General features: G+C 73.1%; 17 protein-coding genes and 1 tRNA gene. 12 read left to right on the plus strand and 6 right to left on the minus strand.

Annotation, left to right across the window (positions count from 1 at the left end; genetic code table 11):
- Positions 1 to 22: 22 nt before the first annotated feature.
- Complete coding sequence (locus tag ABZY45_RS00905) at positions 23 to 229, minus strand: DUF4287 domain-containing protein (protein ID WP_356734731.1); 207 nt, start codon at positions 227 to 229, stop codon at positions 23 to 25.
- 220 nt (positions 230 to 449) lie between these two features.
- Here ABZY45_RS00905 and ABZY45_RS00910 point away from each other — a divergent pair, with 220 nt between their 5' ends.
- The 3 genes from ABZY45_RS00910 to ABZY45_RS00920 are packed head-to-tail and all read left to right on the plus strand — an operon-like array spanning position 450 to position 5,244.
- A complete protein-coding gene (locus ABZY45_RS00910) occupies positions 450 to 950 on the plus strand; it encodes a hypothetical protein (RefSeq protein WP_356734733.1) in 501 nt (166 codons plus the stop codon).
- A 5-nt stretch (positions 951 to 955) separates the two neighbouring features.
- The gene (locus ABZY45_RS00915) at positions 956 to 3,790 is read left to right on the plus strand and encodes a substrate-binding domain-containing protein (RefSeq protein WP_356734735.1); all 2,835 of its coding nucleotides are present in this window, start codon (positions 956 to 958) and stop codon (positions 3,788 to 3,790) included.
- Positions 3,787 to 5,244 (plus strand): extracellular solute-binding protein, encoded by a 1,458-nt coding sequence (locus ABZY45_RS00920; protein WP_356734737.1) that lies wholly within the window; start codon positions 3,787 to 3,789, stop codon positions 5,242 to 5,244. The genes ABZY45_RS00915 and ABZY45_RS00920 overlap by 4 nt, the downstream gene beginning before the upstream one ends.
- Positions 5,245 to 5,367: 123 nt before the next feature.
- Here ABZY45_RS00920 and ABZY45_RS00925 read toward each other — a convergent pair whose 3' ends face one another.
- Complete coding sequence (locus ABZY45_RS00925; RefSeq protein WP_356734739.1) at positions 5,368 to 6,375, minus strand: SEC-C domain-containing protein; 1,008 nt, start codon at positions 6,373 to 6,375, stop codon at positions 5,368 to 5,370.
- A gap of 146 nt (positions 6,376 to 6,521) precedes the next feature.
- Positions 6,522 to 7,922 carry an MFS transporter gene (locus ABZY45_RS00930; protein WP_356734741.1) on the minus strand — a complete coding sequence of 467 codons (1,401 nt, stop codon included), beginning with the start codon at positions 7,920 to 7,922 and terminating at the stop codon, positions 6,522 to 6,524.
- A gap of 125 nt (positions 7,923 to 8,047) precedes the next feature.
- On the opposite strand from ABZY45_RS00930, the gene ABZY45_RS00935 reads away from it, so the two are divergent.
- The 4 genes from ABZY45_RS00935 (at position 8,048) to ABZY45_RS00950 (ending at position 10,800) form a co-directional block, all read left to right on the plus strand.
- Complete coding sequence (locus ABZY45_RS00935; protein ID WP_356734743.1) at positions 8,048 to 8,578, plus strand: helix-turn-helix domain-containing protein; 531 nt, start codon at positions 8,048 to 8,050, stop codon at positions 8,576 to 8,578.
- A 44-nt stretch (positions 8,579 to 8,622) separates the two neighbouring features.
- Complete coding sequence (locus ABZY45_RS00940) at positions 8,623 to 8,955, plus strand: DUF6412 domain-containing protein (RefSeq protein WP_356734745.1); 333 nt, start codon at positions 8,623 to 8,625, stop codon at positions 8,953 to 8,955.
- Between the two features lie 88 nt (positions 8,956 to 9,043).
- On the plus strand, positions 9,044 to 9,814 hold the full coding sequence (locus ABZY45_RS00945) for a YidC/Oxa1 family membrane protein insertase (protein ID WP_356734747.1): 771 nt from the start codon (positions 9,044 to 9,046) through the stop codon (positions 9,812 to 9,814).
- Between the two features lie 125 nt (positions 9,815 to 9,939).
- Entirely contained in the window at positions 9,940 to 10,800 is an 861-nt protein-coding gene (locus ABZY45_RS00950; RefSeq protein ID WP_356734749.1) for a fumarylacetoacetate hydrolase family protein, read from the plus strand.
- A 77-nt stretch (positions 10,801 to 10,877) separates the two neighbouring features.
- Here the strand turns inward: ABZY45_RS00950 and ABZY45_RS00955 are convergent, their stop codons facing one another.
- Positions 10,878 to 11,351, minus strand: coding sequence for a heme-degrading domain-containing protein (locus ABZY45_RS00955; protein ID WP_356734751.1), 474 nt, complete (start codon positions 11,349 to 11,351; stop codon positions 10,878 to 10,880).
- Entirely contained in the window at positions 11,348 to 12,454 is a 1,107-nt protein-coding gene (locus ABZY45_RS00960) for a Gfo/Idh/MocA family oxidoreductase (RefSeq protein WP_356734753.1), read from the minus strand. Before ABZY45_RS00960 ends, ABZY45_RS00955 begins: the two co-directional genes overlap by 4 nt.
- 56 nt (positions 12,455 to 12,510) lie before the next feature.
- Between ABZY45_RS00960 and ABZY45_RS00965 the strand changes: the two genes are divergently transcribed.
- From ABZY45_RS00965 to ABZY45_RS00985, 5 genes are all read left to right on the plus strand, one after another.
- Entirely contained in the window at positions 12,511 to 13,638 is a 1,128-nt protein-coding gene (locus ABZY45_RS00965) for an ROK family transcriptional regulator (RefSeq protein WP_356734755.1), read from the plus strand.
- A 201-nt stretch (positions 13,639 to 13,839) separates the two neighbouring features.
- Positions 13,840 to 14,715: a hypothetical protein gene (locus ABZY45_RS00970; RefSeq protein WP_356734757.1), complete on the plus strand. Its 876-nt coding sequence runs from the start codon at positions 13,840 to 13,842 to the stop codon at positions 14,713 to 14,715.
- Positions 14,716 to 14,892: 177 nt separating this feature from the next.
- The gene (locus ABZY45_RS00975) at positions 14,893 to 15,687 is read left to right on the plus strand and encodes an HAD-IIA family hydrolase (protein ID WP_356734759.1); all 795 of its coding nucleotides are present in this window, start codon (positions 14,893 to 14,895) and stop codon (positions 15,685 to 15,687) included.
- A gap of 66 nt (positions 15,688 to 15,753) precedes the next feature.
- The gene (locus ABZY45_RS00980) at positions 15,754 to 16,320 is read left to right on the plus strand and encodes a hypothetical protein (protein ID WP_356734761.1); all 567 of its coding nucleotides are present in this window, start codon (positions 15,754 to 15,756) and stop codon (positions 16,318 to 16,320) included.
- Between the two features lies 1 nt (position 16,321).
- Positions 16,322 to 17,029 carry a class F sortase gene (locus ABZY45_RS00985; protein ID WP_356734763.1) on the plus strand — a complete coding sequence of 236 codons (708 nt, stop codon included), beginning with the start codon at positions 16,322 to 16,324 and terminating at the stop codon, positions 17,027 to 17,029.
- A gap of 411 nt (positions 17,030 to 17,440) precedes the next feature.
- On the opposite strand, the gene ABZY45_RS00990 is transcribed toward ABZY45_RS00985, so the two are convergent.
- A tRNA-Lys gene (locus ABZY45_RS00990) sits at positions 17,441 to 17,514 on the minus strand.
- Positions 17,515 to 17,577: the final 63 nt, after the last annotated feature.

Consider the following 17,577-nt stretch of genomic DNA (forward strand, 5'->3'; position numbering starts at 1 on the left):
CCGGCAGGAGGCCGGATACGCCCTACTCGCCCTCCGCGAGCGTGTGGGCGACGAGGGCGTTGGCGTGGCCGTGGCCCAGGCCGTGCTCGGTCTTGAGCCAGGCGACCAGCTCCATGTGGCGGGTGAGGGGCGAGGAGCGGATGAGTTCCTTCCACTCCGCCACCGGGCGGCCGTACTTCTTCTCGATGGAGGGGAAGTAGCTGGCGGGGCCCTTCACAGCTGCGGTCATGTCCGTGTCCTGTCCGTCCGTCGCGGTGGTGGTGTGGTGGTGATCGTGAGGTTGTCGGTAGTGATGACTGCTGGAGGGCGGCAGAGTAATCGGTGTGTACGCAATGAATTCACATGTCCCGCGACAAAGGGGTGCCCTGTGTCAACCGCCGTGAAATAATCCTGAGTTCAGCGGGGCGCTCCGATCGGGGCGACGGCAACGGGGCCGATGGGGGCAGGGCATGGCGGACGCGGCGGGGACTGGCGCGCTCGAACCGGAGCGGCAGAGCATCGAGTTACGGATCGTCCTCAGCGGGACGCACACACGGCGCGACGACCTCGAAGCCCTGCGCACCTGGCTGCAGAACGCTCCCGTCCTGGAGGACGCCCTCGAGCGGGGCGAAGTCGGCCTGGAACGCAAGGACTCACTCACCCAGACCGACGCCATGGCCGGGGAGCTGATCCAGGACATCATCCTCGTCGTCTCCGTCGAGCTGGCCCGCACCGTGGCCGAGAACGCCTGGCGGTCGGTGGAGACCTGGATCCGCAACCGGCGCCGCTTCGCCGATCCGGAGGAGACACCGCGCGTCACCCTCGAGGGGCCGCCCGACGGCCCTGGCTCGGGCCTGAGCCGTGACACCGACCGTGACACCGGCAGCGAGAACCGCCAGGACCCGGACACGGGGCCCGGACCGGGCGGAGGTAACCGGACGCGCGGTGGCGACGAGCCCGGACAGGACTAGCGGCCGTGCCGCCGTACAACGCGCGCGGCCGGGAGAACGGAGCCAAGCGGCACAGAGCCGTGCTCATCGGGGTCGAGCGCTACACGGGGACCCGTAACGACCTCCCGGCCGTCGCGACCAACCTCCGCCTCATGCGCGAGGCCCTGACTGCCGAACGCACCGGGGTGCTCGGTCCGGAGGACCTCGTCGTCATCCCGGACATCGCCGTGACGGAGGTCGCGGAGGTCCCGGAGGCGGTCGCTCAGGGTGACAACGGCGGGCGACGCGTGGGCCCGCTCCAGGTGCGCGCCGCGCTGAGCGCCGCCCGGGACGAGGTGACCGGGCTGCTCGTCGTCTACTTCGCGGGCCACGGCATCGTGCGTCCCGACGGCAGCGACCTCAACCTGATGTTCACCGACTCGCGGGTCACCAGGGACCGGCGTCACCCCTTCGTCGACACCCTCTCCTGGCGCGACGACGTCATGCCGGAGCTGCGCAACGCCGGCGCCGACTGGGTGGTCGTCATCCTCGACTGCTGCTTCGCCGGGAACGCCCTGGGAGCCTTCAGCCCCGCCGCCGGGCAGAACTTCGCCCTGCTCACCGCGGCGGAGCCAGGGGTGGAGATCCCACCCGGCGACCCCCGCACCGGTACGGAGTTCACGGCCGCCCTGCACCGGCTGCTGACCACGAGCGAGGGTGAGCCCGTCACCTTCACCCGGCTCGTCGCCGGGATACGCGACGAGATGGCGGCGCTGAAAGCCATCGACGGCCACCCCTGGGTTCCGGACGAACTGCGCCACGGCGACGACGTGGTGCTCGCGCTCGCCACGGACGCGGAGCCGCGTCCACCGGCACCGCGCCCCCCGGCACCGCCGGTCACGCCCCCGCCGAAGGCCCCGGGGCCGCAACTCCCGCAGGGGCTCTCGAAGGGTCCCGGGAGCCGGCTCCCGGAGCGGCGGTCGAAGGGGTGGACGAGGTGGCGGTCCGGGCCGGTGCTCCCCGCCTTCGCGCGCCGCCTGCTGCCCGCTCCCGGCCGCTTCCTGAGCCGTGTGACCGTCCTCGTCCTGGCGGGTGTCCTCGTGCTGGCGGGCGGAGGGCTGTGGTACTTCCTGCGCTCCACGGACGAGGTCACCTGCGCCTCGCCCCTGCAACTGCGGGTGCTCACCGACCCCGATCTGCGGCCCACCGTCCAGAAGGCGGCCGACGCCTATCCGAAGCGGGACAGCGACGGATGCCGGAGGGTCGGCATCGACGTGTACGACGCCAAGGCGGCCGACGCCGTGGCGGCCTTCCGCTCCTCCTCGCTCTGGCAGGAGCCCGAAGCCTGCCCCGTCTCCGGCGACTGCCCGCAGCCCCAGCGGGACGTCGGCGCGCAGCCCGACATCTGGATACCGGCCGCCGGGACCGCCTGGGAGCGGGCGACGGCCGAGGGACCGAGCGACGGCGGCACGGGTGCGGCCGGTGCGGGGACGGCGGACACCGTCGCGGACGCGGGGAGGAGCGTCGTGGACCTCGACCGGCTGGGCTCCGTCGCGTACACGCCGATGGTCCTCGGCGTGCCCGACACCATGATCCTGGCGCAGTCCCTGCAGACGGACGACCCGCTCGGCGCGATCATCTCCGGGCTGGAGGCAGCTCAGCCGGGCGAGGTCGAGATCCTGCGCCCCGACCCCGAGGCCACGGAGGGCGCCCTGCTCGCCACCGACGCCCTCTACACCGCATCCGGTGCCCAGCCGGCGTCGACGCTCGAACGGGGCATGGCACAGGCGATGCGCCCCATGCCCTCCACCGCGAGGGAACTGATGTGCGCCCTGGCCGACGGCACCCACAACACCCTGGAGGACCGGGCCGCGGTGCTCGTACCGGAGCAGACACTGGCGCAGTTCAACCTGTCGGCGGGCCGGCCCGGGCGGCCCGCCTGCGCGACGGAGGCCCTGGCGCACCGCGTCGCGCACTACCCCTCCGACGTACCGATGCTCGACCTGCCCTTCGTCCGCGTCACGTGGGACGGGGCCGAGCGTGACGCCGAGGCCCGCGAGGCGGCCGTCCACGACTTCTACGACTGGCTCGCCACGGACCCGGACGCGCAGAGGTGCTTCACCGACGACGGTTTCCGGGGCGTCGGCGAGGGAGGTCCGGTCCGGCCCGGCGACGACTCGGTCCTGGGGTCCGAGGACAACACGTCGGCCGTTCGCGAACAGGTCCCGGCGACGGGGGCGGGCACGGACGTGACCGCGTCGCTGAGCGACACCCTGAAGGACTACCGGGAGGCCCTCGGCCCCGGCAAGGTGCTGTATCTCCTGGACAACTCGACCTCGATGGCGGCCGAGCGGCTCTGGGACGGGCCGGGACGCGCCAAGGACCTCGTGGCACGCTCGATGAGCTCGCTGGGCGCCGGGGACGCGTACGGCGTATGGCTGATGGCCGTCCCCAAGAGCGAGGCGGCGACGGACGCCGTGCCCTTCGGCCCGCACACCCGGGCCACCGCGCAGAGGTCCGTCGCCGGCGCTGAGGCCGTCGCCCACGACGCCCGCGTGGCGAAGAGCCTGAAGGAGGCGCTGGACACCCTGCGGAGCGGGCGCGACGAGGAGGAACAGCCGCGGCTCCTCGTCCTGGTCACCGACGGCGAGGACTTCGAGGACGTCGGAGAGGCCCAGCAGACCGAGCTGGTCGCGGAGGCACGGGGGGAGCCTCTCGTGCGGATCGTGACCGTCTCGCTGCGGAACGGCGCCTGCGCGCAGGGCCGGTTCGGTGACCGGCTCGCCACGGCGAGCGGCGGGCGCTGCCTGGACCCGGCAGACGACATCGCGGCCGAACTGGCGGCGGAGGTCGCCAAGACCGGTACGGGGGACGCGGAATGACCGGGTGCGACCGGCGGGGCCGCCGCCGGGCGAGAGCGGCCGTCACCCTCGGCTGCCTGCTCGCGCTTGCCTCCGCTGCCTGTACGGGGCCTGACGGCACGCCTCCGCCGGCCGACGGGGACCAGCCGGCCGAGGGGCCCATCGTCGTGGCCAGCGGGCTCGACGTCACCGGCTCGGGCAGCGTGCGCCAGCAGCTCGTCGAGGAGTGGAACAGGCAGCACGCCGGCTCCCCGGCCAAGCAGGCCAAGCTCGTCGAACTGCCGGGAGGCGCCGACCAGCAGCGCAGCCAGCTCCTCGGCGCCCTCCAGTCGGGCAGTGCCCGCTACGACGTGGTGAACCTCGACATCACCTGGATACCCGAGTTCGCCGAGGCCGGGCTGATCAGCCCGATGCCCGACGACGGCAGCGGCACCGGCGCCGGATCCGTCTCCGAGGACGACCTCGACTTCATCCGGGAGGTCCACGCCACCACCGTCTGGAAGGGCCGCTCCTACGCCCGGCCCTTCAACACCGACGTGGGGCTGCTCTACTACCGGCCCGACCTGATGGCGAAGGCCGACATGAATGCGGACAAGCAGCCCACCGCCAAGTGGACCTGGGACCAGCTCTACTCCTCCGTCAAGACCCTCGGGGTGAACCCGGCCCGCCCCGGCGACCGGGCCGGCTGGACCACCCAGCTGAAGCAGTACGAAGGGCTGACCGTCAACACCATCGAGGCGTTCGCGAGCGCGGGGGTCGAGCTCACCGACGGTGAAGGCCACTACGTCTCCGACGCCGGCAAGCTGAAGAAGGGACTCGACGAACTCCTCGACCGCGTCGAACGCGGGCGCGTGCAGCCCGGCGCGTCCACCTCCGACGAGACGGCGTCCCTGACCGACTTCGTCGAGGGCCGCGCGGTCTTCCTGCGCCATTGGCCGTACGTGTACAAGGCGCTGGGCCACCTCATGGAGCCGGACGCGTACTCCGTGAACCGGCTGCCGGGCAAGTCCGTCCTCGGCGGGCAGAACCTCGCCGTCACCTCGGACTCGCCCCGTGCGGCGGACGCCCGCGCGCTCATCACCTTCCTGACGTCGGAGAAGAGCGAGAGCTGCCTGCTCGACGCGGGCTTCGCGGCGACCCGCGCCTCCTCGTACACGAGCACCCCGGCGCCCTGCTGGCCCCGCGTCGCCGCCGCGCTCCGCCCGGCCGGTGACGCGCCGAAGGCGGCCGGCACGGGCGTCCCGGGGGAGGGCGCGCCGAAGGAGCAGGGGACGGCGGCACGGCAGGCATACATCCGGACGCTCGGCGCGGTGCTGGACGAGGCCGTGCAGCGACCGCGCACCCCGTACTACGGCGCGTTCACGCAGGTGCTCCAGTCCCGGGTGCACGAACTGCTGGCCGCCGGGAGGCCTGACACCGCCGAGGCCGCCGCCCGGCTCGACGACGAACTGCGGGACGTGTTCGCGGGCCGGTGACCGGCCCGGCGGGCGGGTACGGGCGAGAGCGCCGGCCCGGCGGGCGGGGGTGCCGGCCCGGCCGGTGCACCGTTACCGCTCGCGGAACGCGTCCGTCCGGAAGGTGCACCGGCCCCCGTCGTCTCAAGCGGCGCCGTGGCACTCCCGGTACGGGCGCTCCGAGCCGCACCAGCACGCCGCGCTGCGGGCCGGAGGCCACGGGACGGCGCGTCCACGGGCCGCCAGGGTCGTCGCGTACTGCGGGAGGAGGTCGGGGTCGGACGGGGACGCGGCCTCCGACGCGGCGAACGCCTCGTACGAGGGCACCGTGCCCGTGACGATGCCGAGATTCGGCGTACCCGCGGCGTGCAGGTCCCTCAACGCGGCCTCCAGGCGCGCCAGATGGTCCTGGTGCGAGACGTACTCCTGGGCCAGCTCCGGGTAGGCGGCCAGGAGTTCACGCAGCTCGTCCTCGGGCCAGTGCAGCACCGCCACGGGGAAAGGCCGGGACAACGCCGTGCGGTAGGTGCCCAGTTCGGCGCGGAGCCGGGTGATCTCGGCCTGGAGCTCGCCAGGGTCCGACGAGCCGAGCGACCACAGGCGCTTCGGGTCGTGCAGCTCGTCGAGGGGGACCGCGGCGGTGTGCAGGGTGTCGGCCAGCTCGTCCCACGCGTCGTGTGCGACGCCCATCAGCCGGCGTACCCGGTGCCGGCCGATCAGCAACGACTGTGTGGCGTACGGGACTTCCTCGCCAGGCATGATCAGGAGGGTCAGCGCGGCCGAGAAGAAGTCGTGGGCCGACTCCAGCTCGTCGTGTGCTTCGAGGGTCTCGGCGGCGATCTCCCATGGGGCCGCTTCGAGCGGCGCCGCGGTGCGGAGACCGTCGATGATCGCGCGGGCCTCGGCCTCGTGGCCGTACTCCCAGAGGTTGGCCGCTTTGAGGGCCTTGACCAGATGCGGGTTCTCGACTGCGGGGTCGGACGAACCGAGCAGTTCGTCGTAGAGGGTGGTGGCGCGGGGGCGCTCACCGGCGAGCTCCAGATGGGCCGCGGCCTGGAGGAACAGCGGTTCGTGATCCTCGGGGTACTGCGCCGCGGTGCGCAGCAGGCGCTCGGCTTCGGTGATGTGGTCGGCAGGCGTGTCGGGGCGCATGGCCACACGGTACTGCGGCACGGGGGCGAGGCGAGAGGGAGCGGGGCTGAGTCCCGCAGGAGCTGTCGGGTGGCCGGGTGCGGACGCCCCGCGTGCCTGCGGGGGCGTCCGCACCCGGCGCTCGCACTGTTCCCGGTCGAGCGCTCTCAGCGGTCCCGCAGGAACAGGACGCCGGCCGTGGCGGCCACGGCCATGGCGACGGACAGCAGGATCGCCCCGTCAGCGCCGGCCGGGGTCGTCGCCACCGCGATCGTCAGGGCGACACCCGCCGACGAGCCGAGGTAGCGGGCCGTGTTGTTGGCGCCCGATCCCATGGCCGCGCGCTCCGGGGGCACGGACTCCACCGCGAGGCGCGGCAGCGCCGCGTTCAGCAGGCCGCTGCCCGCGCCGGCCACGACGAGGGCGGGGATCAGGCGCGCCCAGACCGATGTCCCCGCGCCGCCGGTGCCGTTCAGCGTCCCGAGCATCGGCAGCAGCGCCGCCGCGTGGAGGGCGAGACCGGCCGCCAGCTGATGGCGTGCGGCCACCCTGCCCGCCAGCCGCCTCGACTGTAGTGCGACGACGAACGAGGTGCCGGACCAGAGCAGGAACAGCCAGGCCGAGTCGAGTGCCGAGAGCGCGAGGGAGTGCTGGAGCAGGGTCGGCAGATAGCTGAAGAGGCCGATCACGGAGAGCCCCGTGAAGAGGCCGCCCGCCGACGCCGCCAGGAAGGCGCGGCTGCGCAGCAGCGACAGGGCGATCAGAGGGGCGGCGGCCCGGCGCTCCACCGCGGTGAACAATGCGGTCAGGGCGAGCGCGGCGAGCAGCAGCAGCCCGACAGGGGCGCGCAGCCAGCCGTCCCGCCCGAGCGTCAGGGCCGTGAGCAGCGCGGTCATCGCCAGCCCGAGCACGACGGCGCCCGCCAGGTCCGGACGCCCGGGGCGGGGTGCCCGGGACTCCCGGAGCGTACGGAAGGCGAAGGCGGCCGTGACGAGCGCGCCGAGGCCCAGCGCGAGATAGGTCAGACGCCAGTCGAGGGTTCCGAGCGAGCTCGCCAGGAGCGGGCCGAGTGCGATCCCGGCGCTCACGAAGGCTCCCCACACCCCCATCGCCCTGATCCGTGCGTGGCCCACCGGATAGGCGTCGACCAGCAGGCCCAGGCTGGTGGCCAGGATCGCGGCACTCGCGGCTCCCTGGCCCGCGCGGGCCAGGGTGAAGCCGAGGGTGCCGGTGGTGAGGGCGGCGAGGGCGGTGGTGACGCCGAGGCCGAGGGTGCCGATGAGGAAGAGCCTGCGGCGGCCGAAGTCGTCGGCGAGGCTCCCCGCGACGAGCAGCAGGACCGCGAGGCCGAGCGGCGCCCCGTTGAGCAGCCAGGCCTGGGCGGCGGGCGGTGTGGCGAAGGCGGCGGAGAGGGCGGGCAGGGCCGTCATGGGCGCGGTGTAGTTCATCAGCGCGACGGTGGTGGCGGCGCTCGTGACGGCGAGGGTCGCGCCGGGCCGGCGGGCGGGGTCGGGGCGGGCCGGCCGTCGCACGGGTGCCGGGCCGGTCTGCACGGGCTGCTGGGTCATGACGTCCCTCCGGGAATGGCCCGCCCTGATGTCCGGGGCGTTCAAGGTTCGATGAATGAACCTTGCAGCGGTCACGCTACCACGAGTAGGTTCGTTCACCGAACCGTAGGAGTAGGGTGGGGTCCATGGCTCTCGGCAAGGACTACGCGGCACAGCAGTGCTCCATCGCCCGCGCACTCGAAGTGGTCGGTGAGCGCTGGACCCTGCTCGTCGTGCGGGACGCCTTCTACGGCGTGCGCCGCTACAACGACTTCCTCGGCCATCTCGGCATCCCGCGAGCCGTCCTGGCCTCCCGCCTCCAGGCGCTCACGGAGGCCGGGGTCCTGGCCAGGCGGCGCTACCAGGAGTCGCCCCCGCGTGACGAGTACGTCCTGACCGACAGCGGGAAGGCGCTCTGGCCCACCCTGCGCTCCCTCGGCCTCTGGGGCCGCGAGCACATCGAGGGCACCCTCCCCATGCGCCTCTTCCTCCACGCCGACTGCGGCACGGAACTCGGGGCCTACGGGCAGTGCCCGGCCTGCGGCGTCGGCGTACCGCCAGAAGACGTGGAGATGCGGCCGGGCCCCGGGCTGGACCCCGACCCCGAGGAACCCGTCAGCCGCGCGCTGCTCACCCCGCGCCGGCTCCTTCAGCCGCTGGACGCCGATCGTGTATAACGGCTGAAGGACACGATCGGGCGAAACGCGAAGGGGGAGGGCCCATGGACGACGCCATGAACCGCGTACGCCGAGCGGTCGCCCGCCTGTTCCGCCCGGCGGCCTTCCTCGTCCTCTTCCTCACCGAGGTCCTGCTCGCCGAAGGCGGCAGCCTCTCCGCCGCCGTCGCGCTCGCCGCCACCGCGGCCGCCGGCTCGGCGCTCCTCGCCTGCTCCGTCATGAGCGCGCGCTGCGCCTGCCCCGTGCCCCGCACGAAGGTGCGCACCGCCATCCGCGACCGGGAGAAGCGCACCGCGTTCCTTCCGCAACGGGACCCCGACGCCCGGGGCCGCACCAGGCCCCGAGCGCCCGGCTCCGCCCTCCTGACGGCCGCGTAGAGGGCACGCTTTCTCCCGACCCGCTGCGTGGGTCGTCCTGCCGAGTTCACCACTTCCCGGCACGACGAGACCCCCGGAGGGCTCACCCATGTCCGCATTCATGTCCGCTTTCGCGAGCCTGGTCGGCGCGTTCGCCGACCTGCTCCAGCCGCTCTTCCAGAGCGCGTCCACCGCCGCCGCGATCGTCCTGTTCACCGCACTCGTGCGCCTGGCGGTCCACCCCCTCTCGCGGGCGGCGGCGCGCGGGCAGAAGGCCCGCACCAAGCTCCAGCCGCAGATCGCGGAGCTGCGCAAGAAGCACGCCAAGAACCCCGACCGGATGCAGAAGGCGCTCATGGAGCTCCATGCGAAGGAGAAGGTCTCGCCGCTCTCCGGCTGCCTGCCGAGCCTGCTCCAGATGCCCGCGTTCTTCCTGCTCTACCACCTCTTCTCCAGCCGGACGATCGGCGGGGACCCCAACTCGCTGCTGAGCCACGAACTCTTCGGCGCGCCGCTCGGCGAGCGCTGGCACGACGCGCTGGCCGAGGGCGGGCCCTTCGGTGCGCAGGGCCTGGTCTACCTCGCGCTCTTCGCGATCGTCGCCGCCGTCGCCACCTTCAACTACGGGCGCACCAAGCGGCAGATGGCGGCGAACCCGATGACCCCGGCCACCGGCCCCGACGGGCAGCCCGTTCCCGGCATGGGCGCGATGACGAAGGTGATGCCGCTGATGTCCTTCCTCACCCTCTTCTCCGTCGCCTTCGTGCCGCTGGCCGCCGCGCTGTACATCGTCACCAGCACCACCTGGACCGCCCTCGAACGCGCCTACCTCTACCGGGACACCCCGGCGACCGAGGCCGCGCTCGCCCCCGCCGTCTAGTGGCGCCGGGTCCAGTGTGTGAACAGGGTCTTGCGGAGTGATCCGATGTCTTGGAGGATCGGCCAAGCCTTTCGCTGGCCGCAACCCATCGACGGGCTGGATCTCGACCAAGGGGAGATGGACCGTTGAAGCTTCTTCGAGTGGGTACGGCGGGCTCGGAACGCCCCGCACTGCTTGACCGTAACGGGACCTTGCGGGACCTCTCGGGCCTCGTCGCCGACATCGACGGCGAGCTCCTGGCCGACGCCTCCGCGCTGGCCCGGGTCCGGGAGGCGGCGCAGACGCCCGACGTTCTCCCGCCGCTCGACGCCGAGGGCCTGCGGATCGGGCCGCCCCTCGGCCGGATCGGCAAGATCGTGTGCATCGGGCTGAACTACCACGACCACGCCGCCGAGACCGGGGCCGCGATCCCGGAGGAGCCCATCCTGTTCTTCAAGGCCCCCGACACCGTCGTCGGGCCCGAGGACACGGTGCTCGTACCGCGCGGCAGCCGGAAGACGGACTGGGAGGTCGAGCTCGCCGTGGTGATCGGCCGCACCGCCCGCTACCTGGACTCCGCCGAGGAGGCGCTCGGGCACGTCGCGGGCTACGCGACCGCGCACGACGTCTCCGAGCGCGCGTTCCAGATCGAGCGCGGCGGCACCTGGGACAAGGGCAAGAACTGCGAGACCTTCAACCCGCTGGGGCCCTGGCTCGTCACCGCGGACGAGGTGCCCGACCCGCAGGCGCTGCCGCTGAGGCTGTGGGTCAACGGGGAGCTGAAGCAGGACGGCACGACGGCCCAGCAGATCTTCCCGGTCGGTGAGGTCGTGCGCTATCTGAGCCACTTCATGACGCTCTACCCGGGTGACGTCATCAACACCGGCACCCCGGCGGGCGTGGCCATGGGCCACCCCGAGCCGAAGCCGTACCTCCGCGCCGGGGACGTCGTGGAGCTGGAGGTCGAAGGGCTCGGACGTCAGCGCCAGGAGCTCAAGGACGCGTAGGAACGGGCAGCGCGCAGAAGCGGGGGCGGTACGCCGGTCACAGCCGGCGTACCGCCCCCGCTTCCCTCGCCCGCCGTTCAGGGCCTGGCGGTGAACTGCTCCAGTGCCTCGACGACCAGTGCGTGGTCCTCGGCCTGCGGCAGACCCGAGACCGTGACCGAGCCGATCACGCCGGCGCCCTCCACCGCGATGGGGAACGAGCCCCCGTGCGCGGCATAGGTGTCCAGGTCGAGCCGCGAGGACTCCTCGAAGGTGGTGCCCTTCGCCCGGAAGCGCGTACCGACCAGGTAGGAGCTCTCGCCGTACCGCTCCACCACCCGGCGCTTACGGTCGATCCAGGCGTCGTTGTCCGCACTCGAGCCGGGCAGCGCGGCATGGAACAGCTGCTGGCTGCCCCGCCGGATGTCGATCGCCACCGGGGCGTGCCGCTCACGGGCCAGCGCCACCAGCAGGCCGCCCAGCGCGTAGGCGTCCTCGTAGCCGAAGCGCGGCAGCGTCAGCCGGCGCTCCTGCGCGATCAGCTCGGAGATGGTCGGAGAGCTGGGGCTCATGCGTGCTGCTCCTCGTCGGGGTGGGGGAGAAGGGTGACCGAGACGCCTTCGCGGGCGGAACGCCGCGCCGCCTCCAGGACGTCCAGCGCGGCGGCGGCCTGCAGGGCCGTCACGGGGTTCTCACCCTTGCCGCGCAGGGCCGAGGCGACGGCCGCGTAGTACGCCGGGTAGTCGCCCGGGAGCGTACGGACCGGATCGCCGCCCCCGGTCAGCGGCGACTCACCGGAACCGATCCGGCCCCAGAGCTGCTCCGGCTCCTCGCCCCACGGCACACCGGCCGCCGGGCGTGAGCCCTCACGGAGAGCCGCCTCCTGCGGGTCCAGGCCGTACTTCACATAGCCCGCGTGCGAGCCGAGCACCCGGAAGCGCGGGCCGAGCTGCGCGGTGACGGCCGAGGCGTACAGGTGCGAGCGCACCCCGTTGGCGTGGGTGATCGCGATGAAGGTGTCGTCGTCGGCCGCCGCGCCCGGGCGGCGTACGTCGGACTCCGCGTACACCTGCACCGCGGGGCCGAACAGGGTGAGCGCCTGGTCCACGACATGGCTGCCCAGGTCGTAGAGCAGCCCGCCGATCTCGTCCGGGTCGCCCGACTCGCGCCAGCCGCCCTTCAGCTGCGGACGCCACCGCTCGAAGCGGGACTCGAAGCGCAGCACCTCGCCGAGCTCGCCCTCCTCGATCAGGGCGGCCAGGGTGAGGAAGTCGTTGTCCCAGCGGCGGTTCTGGAACACCGAGAGCAGCAGCCCGCGCTCCTTCGCCAGCGCCGCCAGCTCACGGGCTTCGGCGGCCGTGCCGGCGAGCGGCTTGTCGACGACCACCGGCAGTCCCGCCTCCAGGGCGGTCCTGGCGAGCCGCACATGGGTCTTGTTCGGCGAGGCGATCACGATCAGGTCCAGCTCGTCCGCGCGCGGCCACAGCTCGTCGGCCGACGCGACGCACCGGACGCCGGGGAACTCGGCGCGGGCCTGCGCCTGCCGCTCCTCGTTCGACGTGACGACCGTGTCGAGGACGAGTCCCTCGGTCGCGGAGATCAGCGGGGCGTGGAAGACGGAGCCCGCGAGGCCGTAGCCGACGAGCCCGACGCGGAGAGGAGCGTTGGCAGTCATACCGACCACTTAAGCAACGCTGTTGCCAAAGTGCAAGCGATGGGGACAATGGTGGCGTGAACAGGAGCAGCAGCAGGAGCGGCGGGGCGAATCTTCCGGCCCTGCGTCACCACAACGCGTCGCTCGTCCTCGACCTGCTGCGCGTGGCCGGTGAGCAGGGCATCAGCCGGCTGGAGCTCGCCGAGCGCACCGGCCTCACCCCGCAGGCCGTCAGCAAGATCACCGCCAGACTCCGCGCGGAGGGTCTCGCCGCCGAAGCCGGCCGCCTCGCCTCCACCGGCGGCAAGCCCCGCACCGTCCTGCGGCTCGTCCCCGACGCCGGATACGCCGTCGGGCTCCACCTGGACCGCGACGAGCTCACCGCCGTCCTGGCCGACCTCGCCGGCACGACGGTTGCGACCCGCGCCTTCCCGCTCGACCTCGGAGCCCCGGCCGCGGACGTGCTCGCGACAGCGGCCCACGCCGTGGAGACGGTACGGGCAGCCGCCCCCAGGGCGGGGGACCGCCAGGTGTTCGGCGTGGGCGCGGCCCTCCCCGGCCCGCTCGACCACCGCAGCGGGGTCCTGCACCGGGTCACGGGCTTCCCGCAGTGGGACGGCTACCCGCTGCGTGACGCCCTCGCCGCGCACACCGGGCTGCCCGTCGTCCTCGACAAGGACACCAACGCGGCCGCCCTCGGCCTCGCGCTGCGCGAGCGCGCCGACGCCGACTTCGCCTATCTCCACCTCGGCACCGGTCTCGGCGCGGGGCTCGTCCTCGGCGGCGCCCTGCACCGCGGAGCCCGTACCGGCGCCGGGGAGTTCGGCCACCAGACCCTCCAGCTGGACGGCCCCCCGTGCGACTGCGGCGGGCGCGGCTGCATCGAGGCCCTCTGCCTGAGCGCCGCCGCCCGGGGTGACGTCGCCGAGGCGGCCAGGATCCTCGGAGCGGGCGCCGCCAACCTCGTCGGGCTGCTGGACATCGACCGGGTCGTCCTCGGCGGCCGGACCGTGGCCGCGCACGAGGAGGCCTATCTGTGCGGGGTCCGCGAGGTCGTCGAGGAGCGCGCCCGGCGGGAGGGGGCCCCCGTCGCCGTACCTGTCACCGTCGCCGGCGGCGGCGACCGGCCCGTCGCCGAAGGGGCCGCCCAGCTCGTCCTGGCGCCGCTCTTCGGCCGGGCGGGCGAGGCGGGAGAGCACAGCTGATCGCGCGGCAGGCGGGAGAGCACGGTGGCCGGGCGGCGGGAGAGCTGGGGCGGGCAGAGCTGATCGGGCGGATTACCGCGCTCGAACGGGCGGTGTACGGCGCCCGGCGGTGGCCGCGCCCGCACCCGCCTGGCAGCCTCGTCCGCGGCAGCCGGCGGCTCTGAGCGCCGGTCGTTCGCGAGCAGCAAAGGGTGTTCTCCGATGGGCCCCAAACCCCCCGTACGGCCGCGCGACGGCCGTGTCTTCTCCACCCTCGGGACGTTCGGGCTGGCGGCGGGGTTCGCCGTACCCGCCGTCCTCCTCGCCGGCACCCAGGCGGATGCCGCACCGGCGGCCCCCACCGCCGTCGTCGCCGACGACCGGCAGGCCGGGTGCGGTGAGCCGGACGCCGAGCGCTTCCCGATCGAGACCCGGATCCACGGCGGCCCGGACACGTACGCCTCCGGCGGCGGTTACGGCATCTGGTACCTCGACCTCACCAACACCACGTCCGAGCGCTGCCGGGCCATTCACCCCGTGCTGGTGCTCACCGACGAGGACCGCACCCTCACCCCCGCGCGGATCCAGCTGGAGTTCTCCGAGCGGTCCGATCCTGACAACCGGCACCGCGTCACCTGGGCGACCACGGAACGGCACGAACAGATCGGGGTCTTCGACGGCGAGGACGGGGACTTCCCCGGCTTCACCGTGCCGGCGCTGGGCACCGTCACCGTCCAGGTCCGCATGGGCTTCACCTCGGACACCGAGCCCGGCCGGGTCACGGTCAACGCGGCCGTCGTGCAGCGGCTGTCGGCGGGGGAGAAGCGCGAGGACGGCGACTGGGTCGGGGAGTCCGAGGGCTACACCTTCGACATCGTCGAGGGGGACCCCGACGGCGGCAGCGACCTGGAGCCCACCGGCCCGGGGACGGACACCGAGGAGGAGAGCGGGACGCGGACCGGGGCCGGCGACTCCGAACTGGCCCGCACCGGGCGGGACGACCAGACGGCCGCGGCCGGGATCGCTTCCGGGGTGCTGCTCGTGAGCGGTGTGGCGGCGCTGGCGGGCGCCCGCAGGATCCGCCGCGTACGGGACTGAGACCGCGGCCTGTGCGGACCGGCGGAGACGGGCGGCCGGTGCGGACCGGCTGCCGCCTCCCGCAGGTTCCACCGGCCCGGGCGGGCTGCCTAAGATCAGGGTGTCGGCGCTGCACAACGCGGTGCCGCCGGCGTCCAGCACCCAGAGTGCACAGTGCGTACGGCAGGAGCCCGTCACATGGCAGAGCGCAAGCCGATCGAGTCCTGGCTGACCGACATGGACGGCGTCCTCATCCACGAGGGCACGCCGATCCCCGGGGCCGATGCCTTCATCAAGCGGCTGCGGGACTCCGGTCTGCCGTTCCTGGTCCTCACCAACAACTCCATCTACACCGCCCGTGACCTGCACGCGCGCCTCAAGCGCATGGGTCTGGACGTGCCCGTGGAGAACATCTGGACCTCCGCCCTGGCCACCGCCCAGTTCCTGGACGACCAGCGTCCGCGCGGCACGGCCTACGTCATCGGCGAGGCCGGCCTCACCACCGCGCTGCACGACATCGGCTACGTCCTCACCGACCACGAGCCCGACTACGTCGTCCTCGGGGAGACCAGGACCTACAGCTTCGAGGCGCTCACCAAGGCGATCCGGCTGATCAACGGGGGTGCCCGCTTCATCTGCACCAACCCCGACGAGACAGGCCCGTCCGCCGAGGGCCCGCTGCCCGCGACCGGTTCCGTCGCCGCGCTGATCACCAAGGCCACCGGCAAGTCGCCGTACTTCGCGGGCAAGCCCAACCCGCTGATGATGCGTACCGGGCTCAACGCCATCGGCGCCCACTCCGAGACCTCCGCCATGATCGGCGACCGCATGGACACCGACGTGCTGGCCGGACTGGAGGCGGGGATGCAGACCTTCCTGGTCCTCACCGGCCTCACCACGGTGGACGACATGGACCGCTATCCCTTCCGTCCCTCCACGGTCGTCGACTCCATCGCCGACCTCGTCGACCTGGTCGACCTGCCCGTCCCGTAACCCGACCGGGCTACAGCGGATGCGGGATGCCGCCCGGAGCGTGAACCTTCCTCTAGGAGGTTTACGATGCGTTCACTGCCCATCACATTCTGTGCCGCAGTGGCGGCCGCGACGATAGCCCTTCCCGCGTCCGCCGCCCTGGCCGAATCGAAGAGCGACGACCCGAGGGAAGAGAAGCGCTCGGGGACGGTCTCGGTGAGTCCGTCCCGTGTCTCCCCCGGCGGGGAGGTGGAACTCCGGGTCGACATCTGCGGCAAGGGCAGGTCGGCCCGGGGCAACTCCGAGGCGTTCGACTCCGAGGCACGCTTCGAGCGGGGCGACGGCAAGGACCTCGTCGCCCAGGCCCGGATCCGCTCCGACGCCGCGCCCGACGACTACGAGATCTGGGTGACCTGCAAGGACGGCCACGGCAAGGCCACCGGCACCGTCACCGTCGTCCACCACGGCAGGCCCTCGCCCATCGCCCCCGTGCGGGCGGGCGGAGGCGGCACGGCGGTACTCGCCGAGGAGGCCGCCGACGAGGGTCCCGGCACCCGGCACGCGGTGATCGGGCTCGGCCTGGGAGCCGTCGCGGCCGTCGCCGTCGCCGTCGCCTTCCGCAGCGTGCGGCGCCGCCGCTCGGCGCAGGGCTGACATGTCCGCCGCCGACCGCCCCGCGGGAACAGGGCGTCTGCTCACCGGTGTCGCGTGGGCCGTCCTCCTGCTGGGCCTGTGGTTGTGGGGCCGCGCGGCCACCGCCGGCAACTCGGCCCCGACGACCGGTGACGTCGCGGCGGTCGGGCGCCCTCTGGGCGTGCCGCTGCCGCCTCCCCACGACCCGCTCGACGGGGCCGCACCCCAGCGCGTCGAGATCCCCTCCATCGGGATCGACGCCGAGATCGTGCGGCGCGGGCTGGACGGCGAAGGGGCCATCGAGCCCCCGCCGTTCGCGACACCGGGAGCCGTCGGCTGGTACGGCCAGGGCACCGAGCCCGGCACGGAGGGCGCCGCGCTCTTCGTCGGTCACGTCGACACCGAGACGAAGCCCGCCGTGTTCTACGGACTCAGCGCGGCCCGCCCGGGCGAGAAGGTCCGGGTGAGCCGGTCCGACGGGAAGATCGCCGAGTTCACGATCGACGACGTCCAGGTCTTCACCCGGGAACGCTTCGACGCGCAGAAGGCGTACGGACAGCGCGAGGACGGCCGGGCCGAGCTCCGGCTGATCACCTGCGGCGGCACGTACGACCAGAAGTCCCACGCGTACACGGCCAACGTCGTGGTCTCGGCGTACCTCACGGCGGAGAAGGACGCCGGACAGGACAGTGCGAAGAGCGGGAGCGGCGGCGCGAAGAGCCGCGTCTGAGCAGCCCCCGGCAGCACAGCCCGGCCCGGCCGGCACCCGCTCCCCCTCGGAGTCGCCGGCCGGGCCGGCCCTCCACCGCGGCGCCCCGGCTGCGGGAGTAGCGCGGTGCGGCGCGGGAGGTCGGATCGCCCCTGCCGACTCGCCACTGTAGGGGGACGGGCCGCGTGGGCCGGAGGGTTTCCGGCAGGATGTCCGGATCCGTGCGGGAGCGTCCGGTGTCCTCCCCGCTGTGCCAGGAGGGTTTTCGACCGGTGATGCATCGGCACAAGAGGGAGTGGATGTACGGCAGTTGAGCCTGGCCGTGGGTGCGTGCGGCGGCCGGAGGTGGCGGGAGGCGCCCAAGGGTGCTCGCGCGCCGGGCGCACGTGAAAGAGGCCCCTTCACACTCGGTGAAGGGGCCTCTTTCATGCGTGCGCCGTCAGGGACTCGAACCCCGGACCCGCTGATTAAGAGTCAGCTGCTCTAACCAACTGAGCTAACGGCGCCTGCTGACCTGGAGAACTTTACCCGATGAGCGGGCGTGCTCCTGACCAATTCCTCTCCGGCCC

It is taken from the genome of Streptomyces sp. NPDC006516, assembly GCF_040611875.1.
Taxonomy (GTDB): domain Bacteria; phylum Actinomycetota; class Actinomycetes; order Streptomycetales; family Streptomycetaceae; genus Streptomyces.

Coding starts and splice junctions, on each gene's coding strand:
- ABZY45_RS00905 (WP_356734731.1), bottom strand. CDS start 229: ATGACCGCAGCTGTGAAGGGCCCCGCCAGCTACTTCCCCTCCATCGAG.
- ABZY45_RS00910 (WP_356734733.1), top strand. CDS start 450: ATGGCGGACGCGGCGGGGACTGGCGCGCTCGAACCGGAGCGGCAGAGC.
- ABZY45_RS00920 (WP_356734737.1), top strand. CDS start 3,787: ATGACCGGGTGCGACCGGCGGGGCCGCCGCCGGGCGAGAGCGGCCGTC.
- ABZY45_RS00925 (WP_356734739.1), bottom strand. CDS start 6,375: ATGCGCCCCGACACGCCTGCCGACCACATCACCGAAGCCGAGCGCCTG.
- ABZY45_RS00930 (WP_356734741.1), bottom strand. CDS start 7,922: ATGACCCAGCAGCCCGTGCAGACCGGCCCGGCACCCGTGCGACGGCCG.
- ABZY45_RS00935 (WP_356734743.1), top strand. CDS start 8,048: ATGGCTCTCGGCAAGGACTACGCGGCACAGCAGTGCTCCATCGCCCGC.
- ABZY45_RS00940 (WP_356734745.1), top strand. CDS start 8,623: ATGGACGACGCCATGAACCGCGTACGCCGAGCGGTCGCCCGCCTGTTC.
- ABZY45_RS00945 (WP_356734747.1), top strand. CDS start 9,044: ATGTCCGCATTCATGTCCGCTTTCGCGAGCCTGGTCGGCGCGTTCGCC.
- ABZY45_RS00955 (WP_356734751.1), bottom strand. CDS start 11,351: ATGAGCCCCAGCTCTCCGACCATCTCCGAGCTGATCGCGCAGGAGCGC.
- ABZY45_RS00960 (WP_356734753.1), bottom strand. CDS start 12,454: ATGACTGCCAACGCTCCTCTCCGCGTCGGGCTCGTCGGCTACGGCCTC.
- ABZY45_RS00970 (WP_356734757.1), top strand. CDS start 13,840: ATGGGCCCCAAACCCCCCGTACGGCCGCGCGACGGCCGTGTCTTCTCC.
- ABZY45_RS00975 (WP_356734759.1), top strand. CDS start 14,893: ATGGCAGAGCGCAAGCCGATCGAGTCCTGGCTGACCGACATGGACGGC.
- ABZY45_RS00980 (WP_356734761.1), top strand. CDS start 15,754: ATGCGTTCACTGCCCATCACATTCTGTGCCGCAGTGGCGGCCGCGACG.
- ABZY45_RS00985 (WP_356734763.1), top strand. CDS start 16,322: ATGTCCGCCGCCGACCGCCCCGCGGGAACAGGGCGTCTGCTCACCGGT.